The following is a 10108-nucleotide window of genomic DNA, read 5'->3' as shown; positions in this document are numbered from 1 at the left end:
ATCTCTTGTTCAAATTGCATTCGCGGCGGATCAAACGACCCGCCAGCGGATGGTGAAAAGATCTTCGGTCTCTGTCCGCTGGGCGAGCCGGCGCTCAAGCTGGTCGATCAACATATCCCGCTTCTCTACGATCTCGTCTTCCACCGTAAAAATGTCCTGCCGCTGACGGCGCTGCTGGCGTTCTAGCTTCTGGATTTTCTCCTGGATAGAGTGCTGCTCCTCAAGCGTCACGGCCTGGCGCGCCTGGCGGCGCAGCACCTTGATCTGCTCTTTAGTGTCGGCCAGCGCCTTTTCGGCCGAAAGCACCATGTCGTCAGCCCATTTTTCGAGCTTATCGCGCGCCTGATTGAAGTGGGCGCTGTTCTGCTCAAGAGAGAGGCTGATCGTCGCCTTGGCATGGCGCTGCGCTTCAGCCTGAAGCCGGCTGGCGACCGCGTCGGGGATGTCTATCAACGCATCGACGTGGCCCGAGCAGCCAAACAGCTTCTCCATGGTTTCCTGATCCAGCATCGCGCCATCGTCGTCAACGCCGGAAAACAGGAGATACTCCTCCCGCTCATATGACTCGATCTTCAACCGCGTCAGAACGAGATGGCCGGATTTGCCGCGGAGTGCTTCGACGACGTGGAGGCGCGTGGCGTGGTTCGTGACGTCGAAAGTGATGACGGCCGTGGGCGCTTCGAGAGATTTTCCGCCTTGAACCACCTTTTCTCCGAGAGGGTGCGACAGGCGATAGAGGAAACGGCTCGGTTCCTCGCTCCGATCATGTCCGGGCTCCGGCTGAGATTTCGAAATGAGATGATATCGGCCCGGCGAAATCTCGGGGCTCGGCGGGACCGTGAGATCGAACGCAAGCGCATCATCATCGAAGCGGGCACGATCCGCCAGAATGAATCGCGTCAGCGACCAGAAGCGCTGGCCGACCCGGTCGAGCTGAGCTTTAGCGTCGGCAAGCCGAATTCGCAGCCGCTGGTGAACATCGTCATCAAAACGCTCGAAGAGCTTGCGGCGCGTATCATCCATGCGGGCACGGATGCTCTCGTCCATCTCCGCCTGGAGTTTCTGGAATGCCGCTTCGATCTCGCCCGAGGTCCGGCATTCCTGATAGATCGCCAAGATGCGCTTCTCGAAATCGACACCGGATTCGATACTGCCCAGCACGTCGTCCGATGCACCGAATACACCATTGAAGAGGTTGAACTTCTCGCCGAGAAGTTCGAGGACACGGCGATCAGCCTCGTTGCGCTCGTTTAGGAAATTGATCACGACGACGTCGTGCTTCTGCCCATAGCGATGGCATCGGCCGATTCGTTGTTCGATCCTCTGCGGGTTCCAGGGCAAATCGTAGTTGACGACTAGCGAGCAGAACTGAAGGTTTATGCCCTCGGCTGCTGCCTCGGTCGCGAGCAGGATCGTCGCACTATCGCGAAAGTGCTCGACCAATGCGGCGCGCACGTCAATAGCGCGCGAACCCGAGGAGCGGCCGGTTAGCCTGTTCTTTGCAAGCCAGGATTCATAGATCTGCGTCGCTTCCGGACTGGTGTTGGTCCCATTGAAGACGACGACCTTGTCCTTGTAGCCGTGGCTTTCCAGGAAGCTCTTGAGGTAGTCCTGCGTCCTGCGGGATTCGGTGAAAAGGACGGCTTTCCTCGCAGCGCCTGTTTCAGCCATCTGCGCAAAGCCAATGTCCAAAGCCTTGAGAAGCGTCTCGGTCTTCGTGTCGACAGGAATACTCCGCGCCCGCGCACTCAGGCGTTCCAAGAGTTCGATTTCTTCCTTCAGCTTCGCACGGTCGATCGGCCCGGCGACGGGTTCGGATGGATCTTTATCGGCGTCATCTGCGAGGATGTCGTCGAGCAGCTCGTCTTCGATCTCTTCTGCTTCGATAAGCCGTTCGGCAAATTCCGGATCATCCTTGATCTGCTCGTCGCGGAGCGTTTCCAATCTCGCGCGCAAGGTGTCGAGCGTGCCGGCGATGGCCAGCGACGACGAGGCCAGCAACTTCCTCAGGATAAGAGCCGTAAGGTGTCTCTGGCGCTGTGGGAGTGCGTAGCTGTTGGGGCGCTGCAAGAAGGCTGAAACCGCCTCATATAACGAATGTTCGGCGTCGCTCGATGTGAAGGGGCGCGTGATGGCACGCCGCTCGGTATAACGAACGTATTCAACGACCTGGTTGCGCAGCGTCCTTTTGCAGAACGTCGCAAGCCGTTGTCGCAAGTCGGTCATGCTGCTTCCGGCGCTGGCATAACGCGCTCGGAACGCATTGATGTCGCCGAACAGGTGATCATCGATGAGCGTCGAGAGCCCATAGAGCTCAACCAGCGAGTTCTGTAGCGGCGTCGCCGTCAACAGCAGTTTCCGGCAGTCCTCTGTGGCCCAGCGGATACTCTGACCGACCTTGTTGCTGGGACGGTAGGCGTTACGGAGCTTATGGGCCTCATCGATGACAACCAGGTCCCATGCAATTGCTTTGATCTCATCACGCAAAGCACTGGCATAATTGAACGAGACGATGAGAACACCCTTCTCGTTCAGTGGCGCACGGCCGAGCCGGAGTTCATCCCGATAGGTCTTCGCATCTAGAACCCGGGACGGAAGATTGAACTTCTCGGAAAGCTCCAAGGCCCATTGCTTCCTGAGCGAAGCCGGGCAGATTACCAGCAGCCGACGCTTTCGCTCGGCCCAAAATTGGCAGAGGACAATTCCCGCCTCGATCGTCTTCCCCAGGCCGACCTCGTCAGCGAGCAAGACGCCCTTTGAAAGAGGCGATTCAAGCGCGAACAAAGCCGCCTCGATCTGGTGAGGGTTCAGATCGACAGCTGCGTCGAAGAGCGACATCGAAAGCCGATCCAAACCATTGACGGCTCGGCGGGTCAGATCGTGGGCGAAATATTTTGCGTGGTAAGCAGTGAGCGTCATTGCTCACCTTTCGCCGGACGGCCCACAAGCTTCACGTCTCGTCCTTTCGCGTCCTCATGTCCGACTAAGCGTTCATATTCTTCGAACGCGATCACAACCACGACCGCTCGCCCATGTTTTTCGATTGTGACGGGCTCCGCACGCGCCATGTCGATTAGGCGCCCGAACCCGTTCTTCGCTTCACGTGCCGAGATACGTTGCATTGTTAGCCCCTAGAATTGGAGCCATTATAGCTATTTTAGTTGCAGCCGGAACCCCGCGCTTTGCTTATCCACGTTCGTCGCGGTTCGGTCTGCAATCGTACGCTGATCGACGTCCGCAGACAGCCGAGACACCGGGCATCGTCAACTGAACGGCAACGAGCGCAGGACCTACCTCGCCTCTTTAGGGTATACCTCTTGAGACAACCTCGGTGAGACGCCAATCAGTGTATCATTTGGGTTGATTTTGCTTTTATGAGACGCTACTCATTGAAGGTCTAGAACCTATTGAGACGTTTCATGGCTGTTTACGGGTATGCGCGGGTCAGCACGATCGATCAGGATCTTGCTATTCAAGAGGCGGCTCTGAAGGAGGCCGGGTGCACGGTCATCCGGGCGGAAAAGAAATCTGGATCGACCAAACAGGATCGGAAGGAGCTCAATACGCTCCTGGAATTCATGCGCGACGGAGACAGCCTGGTCGTGACGCGGGTCGATCGGTTAGCGCGGTCAGTTGGGGATCTGCAGGACATCGTACGGCTGCTCAAGCAAAAAGGGGTGACGCTAAAAGCGACCGAACAGCCGATCGACACCAGCTCAGCGGCCGGCAAAGCTTTCCTTGATATGCTCGGCGTGTTTGCTGAGTTCGAGACGAACCTTCGCAGAGAGCGACAGATGGAAGGCATCGCTGCTGCCAAGCACAGAGGGGTCTATAAAGGAAGGAAGCCCCACGTCGATGTTGCCGAGATCTGCCGTCTTAGATCCGAAGGAATCGGGCCAACAGATATTGCAAAGAGGCTGAGCATAGGCCGGGCGAGCGTGTATCGTGCGCTTAGAGAAGTCGCATCCTCCTAGTCGCGGGCGACATCGCCCCAGCAAGGCGTCGCATCTACACCGCATCGTTAATATGTTCTGATATAACATATTGCATAATCAGAATTATGGAACCCGGCGGAGCTGGCGGCGGAGTGCATGATACGCCGTTACTGCACCGGCTCGTGAGCGGCGAGAAAGCGGGCAATCCGCCAGCCGAAGACGATGGCCGGTCCGAGGGTTGTTCCAGGTCCCGGATAGGTGCCGCGAAAAATCGAAGTCATGTCGTTACCGCAGGCATAAAGCCCCGGAATGGGCCGCCCTTCCTCGTTCAGAACATGGCCATTCGTGTCGCCACGCAATCCGCCGGAGCTGGCGAGGTCGGCAGGCCACACCGCGACAGCATAGAACGGGCCTGGCCCGACTGGACGAAGGCAGGGGTTGGGCTTGTTGCTGGCGTCGCCGTTGAACCTGTTCACCACGGTGGAGCCGCGGCCGAACGCAAGGCCGGTCGCATCCACGCCGATCTTCTGCGCGAGTTCGTCAAGCGTCTTTGCTTCGATGGCATAGCCGGCCTTAACCATCTGTCGCAAAGCGCGCGCGCCGGGAAAGACCAGACCGACGCCGTAATCCTTCATGAAGCTCGCATCGCAGATCAGGTAAGCCGGCACCGTCGGCACCGTTTTGTTACTTTCCAGCATGCCCATCACGAAATCATGGTAGGAGTTGGCCTCGTTGACGAAACGTTTGCCGGCCTTGTTCACGGCGAGAAGTCCGGGCTTTGCCCGGTCCAGAATGATATGCGGCCAGCGCGACGTTGAGCCGTCCGGATGCTTCAGGATCGATGTCGGCATCCACAGCGCCGCGCTGTCATGACCCTCGTCGACGACTGCGCCGACCTGTTCGGCGATCCGTGCACCGTCGCCCGTATTGCCTTCGGGCGCCAGCGAATGCGGCCTGGCGGCTTCCGGAAACAGGCGAGCGCGCAGTTCCCGGTTATGCGCGATCCCTCCGGTTGCCAAAACGACGCCACGGCGCGCCCGGATCGTGCGCCGGCCGGAAGGACCTTGGACCACGGCGCCGACGACGGCGCCATTTTCCATGATGAGTTCGGCAAGCCCTGTCTCAAAGAAAACCGGCACCTTGTTGCGGCGCAGGCTGTAAAACAGCCGGGCGGCAAGCGCATTGCCCACGACAAGCCGCGTCCCGCGCTTGTAGCATCTCGACCAGCCCTCTGGAGAAGGCATCGTGATGGCGGATGACTTCGACAGCGGGACTCAATCGGCCGCGATCGGCGGCAATAGCACGGTTCTCTCATTCTGCATGCAGGAGAAGGGCCAGTCTCTGCGCGAGGCGCTGAAAGTCTATCACGCCAAGGCGGAGGGCAAGTGCCATGTCGACGTGTACTTCCATCTCGTCATCACCGACCCGACCGCCGAAGTGCTGGGCCAAGAATTGCCTGCGCTCGTCGAGGACGGCTACACGTCGCTGAAGGTCTTCATGACGTATGAGGGCTTGCGGCTCCGTGACGACGAAATTTTGGCGACTCCGGATACGGCGCGGCGCACGGGCGCACTCGTTATGGTTCATTGCGAGAATGAAGACGCGATTCGCTACCTGGTCGGTCGGCACGAGGAAGGCGGCAAGTTTGCGCCAAAATACCACGCTTCGACCCGGCCCATCGCCGCTGAACGGGAAGCGACCCACCGCGCCCTCTCGCTCGCCGAAATCGTCGACGTTCCCATTGTCATCGTCCATGTATCCAACCGCGAGGCAATGGAAGAGATCCGCCGCGCCCGCCAACGCGGCCAGAAGATCGCTGGCGAAACCTGCCCGCAATATTTAATGCTGACTGCCGACGACCTCGATCTGGAGGGGCTAGAGGACGCCAAATATGTTTGCTCGCCGCCCCCACGCGACAAGGCAAGCCAGGATGCCTGCTGGGAAGGCATTGAGCAGCGTGTGTTTCGAACTCTTCTCCTCCGATCACTGCCCTTTCCGCTTCGATGATCTCGAGGGCAAGTTGAACGAAAAGGGCAAGCGGCATTTCCGATGGATTCCGAACGGTATACCGGGGGTCGCCACCCCAAGCTCTACGGGCTCTATCCGCAGAAGGGGACAATTGCGATCGGGTCAGACGCCGACATCGCGCTTTGGGACCCGGCAGCAAAGGTGACGCTGACCAACCATATGCTCCCTCACGGAGCCGATTACACGCCTTATGAGGGGCTGGACGTGAAAGGCTGGCCGGTGCGCCTTTTGGCGCGCGGCAGGACCATAACACAGCGGGGCGTTCTCGTGGATAAAGCTCAAGGCAGATACCAGCGCCGCTCAATCTCCAACCTTAGAGCAAGCGACGCAAATGGCGTGAAATCCGGTTTGAACGACAGCTATTAGGTCCATCGCGCTAGTAACGATTTCCGACCTGAGACATGGGTGACGTTTTTGCACCGGAGAAATGGGTAACACTTTCCGTTTCGGGGAGGTGTTGATGCCGTGGAGAGAGACTTCGGTGATGGATGAGCGTATACGCTTTGTTGTGCGTCTTTTGGAAGGCGAAAGGATGAGCGATGGAACCCTAAGCAGTCGCGCCTTCGAAAATCTCAAAGCCTGTATCAATGCGCACTGGCTCTTTACCGCGCTCATCGCTTTCGAACGCCTTTTCAATGGAAATCTTGCCAATCATAAACCGATTGGACCTTACGGTCGAAAGCGGAAGAGGCAGAGCACGTCCGATGTCGAGCCCGTTGAATCCGAAGATTGCCATTTCATCGGGGATTTTTATGCCAGCTTCCAAGCAATGAAAGACGCCGCCGACGGCCATGTCGTCGTTCGAATAGATGACAACATCCGCTTGGCCGGGCAAACTGCATAACTTGGCAGTCAGTTCCTTGCCCAGCCCTATCGAACTCGGACGGTCGTCAATTGCATGCGCCATAATGCCCAGACCTGCTTCCCTCAGGGCATCGCTCAATCCCTCATAGCGTAACCGGGCTCGCCGGTCGGCCTTCCAGTCATGCCCGACATAGCCGAACCGCTGATAACCCTTTTGAATGAGGTGCCGCCCTGTTTCATAGCCGGCACCGCGATGGGACATGCCGACCGCGATATCGATAGGCGTGCTATCGATATCCATCATTTCAACCACCCGCACGCCGCTTTCTTCAAGCATGCGCGTGGTGGCGCGGGTATGGTCGAAGCCGGCGATCAGGATAACCGCCGGTTTCCAGGATAAAAGACCGCGCACGGTGTTTTCCTCCACGTCCTTATCATAGTCGGTGATACTGATGACAGGCTGATAGTCAGTGCCCTTGAGTGCGGCATTCACGCCCTGCAGAACTTCAGGAAAGACGATGTTGGAGAGCGACGGAACGATCACGCCAATAAGCCGAGAATCGAGCGAGGCAAGCGATCCGGCAATTCGATTCGGCACGTATCCGGTTTCCTGCACGGCTTCCATCACCCGCGCACGCGTTTCCTCGGCAACCGGTCCCTTGTTTCGCATGATGCGCGAAACCGTCGATTCACCGACGCCGGCCCGCGATGCAACGTCGCGAACGGTTACCTTGGCCTTCTTGGATGGCAGTCGTTTCTTTTGATGCATCGATTTCTCACCTTCACCGTGTGATAGCGGTGAAACACTCCAATGCCAAGTGCAGGACGCCCGCGCACGGCGGGCATCCAATGTTGCGCCTTTGGAGGATGCCGAGCCCTTGTCTACTTCACATATTTGCGCCAGCTGTGCTGCGGCCTGAAGCCTAGAACCTCGCGCGTCTTGCGGTTCGACAGAAGTGTTTCAAACTCCCCTATTTCGCCCTTGATCGGCGTCCCGGGATAGAAGCGGTCAACCAGTTCGCGGCTCGGCAGGTCGGAAGATGTCTCGTCATTGGCGGCGTTGAAGATCTGGAAGCCGAGGCCGTCGCGCTCCACGCCGAGATGAACGATCTGACCCAGGTCGCGCGCATCGATGTAGCTCCATGCGATACGCTTGCGGAAGCCGGGATCTGCAAACCATTTTGGAAAAAGCTCGTACTCGTGCGGCTCAATGACATTGCCGATGCGGATGGGATAGATGTCGATGCCGCTGCGCAATGCGAAAGCCTGCGCCGTCTTTTCATTGCAGATCTTTGACAGCGCGTAGCTGTCCATCGGATCGACGGGATACTCTTCGTCGAGCGGGAAATAGACGGGGCTGCGCGGCTCGTTGGCAAAGACCAGGCCATAGGTCGTTTCCGACGAAGCTATAATAACCTTCTTGATCCCAAGCTTCACCGCCGCTTCTATGACATTGTAGGTCCCCATCGTATTGATACGGAAAACCTCGTTGTCCGGGGTGATCATGATACGCGGAATAGCGGCGAAATGGACTACCGCATCGACCGGCTGGGCACGAAGCGATGGATCGAACTCATGCAGACCCATGTAGCTCGAAAAGGCGTTGAAGACCTGTCCGCTATCGGTAATGTCCGTGATCAGCGTGCGGACCTTGGGATTGTCGAGCGGCTTCGTATCGATGTTGAGAACCTGATGCCCCTGTTCAACCAGATAGTTCACGACATGCTTGCCGGCCTTGCCGCTACCGCCCGTGAACATAATTCTCTTGCCCATGGCAAACTCCTTTACTGTTGATCTTGAAATATGTCAGCCGGTTGCCGCCAGCATCACTTTTTCCTGCGTGGCCTCGCTCCGGTCGAAATCGCCGGTGATGCGTCCTTGCTTGAGAACGATCAGACGGTCCGAAATCGCCAACGCTTCGGGCAGGTCGGACGAAACGACGACAACCGAAACACCCTCGCTTGCGAGCCGATTTAGCAAGGCATGCACTTCGGCCTTGGCGCCAATGTCGATACCGCGGGTCGGCTCGTCGACAATCAATACCCTGGGCCGGCGCGCCACCCATTTGGCGATCACAACCTTCTGCTGGTTGCCGCCGGAAAGATTGACGACCTTCTGCTCGGTTCCGGGCGTCTTGATGCCGAGGGTCTTGATGAATTCCCCACACCGCGTGCGTTCGCGGCCACGGTCCACGAAATCGAACCGGCAGTAGTCGGCCAGATGCGTCAGACTGAAATTCTCGCGCACAGTCATGCCGAGCACCAGGCCCTGTTCCTTTCGGTCTTCGGTTACAAAGCCAATGCCCGCCTTGATGGCGTCGGCTGGCGCGTGGATCGCGGCCTTCCTTCCCTCAATCCAGATTTCTCCCTTCGACGGTCGGCACCCGAAAATCATTTCCATGATCTCTGTGCGCCCGGCTCCGACGAGGCCGAAAAAGCCGAGGATTTCGCCCTTGTGCAGCGTGAAATTGACATTCTCGACACCGGCGCCATGTTCATCGCGTCGCGACATTGAAAGATTGCGGACTTCCATCATCACGTCGGGCCTGACGTAGCTTTCCTCACGGCCGAACAGTTGTGACATTTCGCGGTCGACCATCTTGCGCACCAGAAGATCGCGGGTCATCTCGCTTGCCGGGCGCGTGTCGACGGTTTGGCCGTCGCGCAACACCGTGATCCTGTCGGCGATCTCGAAAATCTCGTCGAGTTTGTGGGAAATATAGACGACCCCGATTCCCTGTGCGGCGAGCTTCTTGACCAGCCCGAGCAGAACCGTGGCCTCGTGATGGCTCAACGACGCGGTCGGCTCGTCCATCACGATGATCTGCGATTTGTAGGAAATGGCACGCGCGATCTCGACGAGCTGCTTCTGACCGACGCTCAATGTGCCGACCCGTGTCGCAGGATCGATCTTGAAATCAAGCTCGGCGAGAACGTCTCTAGCATCCGCCACCATCTTGCGGCTGTCGATAAGCCCGGCCGAGGTCAGTGGTTCGCGCGCCAGAAAAATGTTTTCGGCAATGGTCAGATTATCGAGAACCGAGAGTTCCTGATAGATGATCGTGATTCCGAGATCGCGTGCATGCAGGGGATTGCGGATCGAGACAAGCTGCCCGTCGATGCGTATTTCGCCGCCGTGATCCGCCCGATAAACGCCCGTCATGACCTTCATCAGCGTTGATTTGCCGGCGCCGTTCTCACCCGCCAAAACGTGAATTTCACCGCGCTCGAGCGTGAGTTCGACATTGTCGAGCGCCTTTACGCCCGGAAACGCCTTCGAAATATTGCGCATTTCAAGAAACGCGGTCACGCGACTTCCTCCGCGGCTGGATAAATCGGGGA

7 protein-coding genes and 1 pseudogene are annotated in these 10108 nt (G+C 58.0%); 2 read left to right on the top strand and 6 right to left on the bottom strand.

Features of this window, described 5'->3' with window-relative positions; translation table 11 throughout:
• Positions 1-30: 30 nt before the first annotated feature.
• Complete coding sequence (locus ACQZ5H_RS25895; protein WP_449099366.1) at positions 31-2919, bottom strand: SNF2-related protein; 2889 nt, start codon at positions 2917-2919, stop codon at positions 31-33.
• On the bottom strand, positions 2916-3122 hold the full coding sequence (locus tag ACQZ5H_RS25890) for a type II toxin-antitoxin system Phd/YefM family antitoxin (RefSeq protein ID WP_449099365.1): 207 nt from the start codon (positions 3120-3122) through the stop codon (positions 2916-2918). Before ACQZ5H_RS25890 ends, ACQZ5H_RS25895 begins: the two co-directional genes overlap by 4 nt.
• Positions 3123-3419: 297 nt before the next feature.
• Between ACQZ5H_RS25890 and ACQZ5H_RS25885 the strand changes: the two genes are divergently transcribed.
• Positions 3420-3974 (top strand): recombinase family protein, encoded by a 555-nt coding sequence (locus tag ACQZ5H_RS25885; RefSeq protein WP_092938736.1) that lies wholly within the window; start codon positions 3420-3422, stop codon positions 3972-3974.
• A 128-nt stretch (positions 3975-4102) separates the two neighbouring features.
• Here ACQZ5H_RS25885 and ACQZ5H_RS25880 read toward each other — a convergent pair whose 3' ends face one another.
• The gene (locus ACQZ5H_RS25880) at positions 4103-5179 is read right to left on the bottom strand and encodes an FAD-binding protein (RefSeq protein WP_449099364.1); all 1077 of its coding nucleotides are present in this window, start codon (positions 5177-5179) and stop codon (positions 4103-4105) included.
• Between ACQZ5H_RS25880 and ACQZ5H_RS25875 the strand changes: the two are divergent.
• Positions 5151-6329, top strand: a pseudogene (locus tag ACQZ5H_RS25875) (amidohydrolase family protein); the annotation flags it as partial. The gene ACQZ5H_RS25880 and the pseudogene ACQZ5H_RS25875 sit on opposite strands and share 29 nt — an antisense overlap.
• Before the next feature lie 181 nt (positions 6330-6510).
• On the opposite strand, the gene ACQZ5H_RS25870 reads toward ACQZ5H_RS25875, so the two are convergent.
• From ACQZ5H_RS25870 to ACQZ5H_RS25860, 3 genes are all read right to left on the bottom strand, one after another.
• A complete protein-coding gene (locus ACQZ5H_RS25870) occupies positions 6511-7536 on the bottom strand; it encodes a LacI family DNA-binding transcriptional regulator (protein ID WP_449099363.1) in 1026 nt (341 codons plus the stop codon).
• A gap of 113 nt (positions 7537-7649) precedes the next feature.
• Positions 7650-8540 (bottom strand): NAD-dependent epimerase/dehydratase family protein, encoded by an 891-nt coding sequence (locus ACQZ5H_RS25865; RefSeq protein WP_449099362.1) that lies wholly within the window; start codon positions 8538-8540, stop codon positions 7650-7652.
• Between the two features lie 33 nt (positions 8541-8573).
• Positions 8574-10076, bottom strand: a complete 1503-nt coding sequence (locus tag ACQZ5H_RS25860; RefSeq protein ID WP_449099361.1) for a sugar ABC transporter ATP-binding protein — start codon at positions 10074-10076, stop codon at positions 8574-8576.
• Positions 10077-10108: the final 32 nt, after the last annotated feature.

This window comes from Rhizobium sp. 21-4511-3d, from assembly GCF_053522545.1.
The sequence above is the reverse complement of the archived record's forward strand: the minus strand, read 5'-3'. Positions and strand labels throughout refer to the sequence as shown.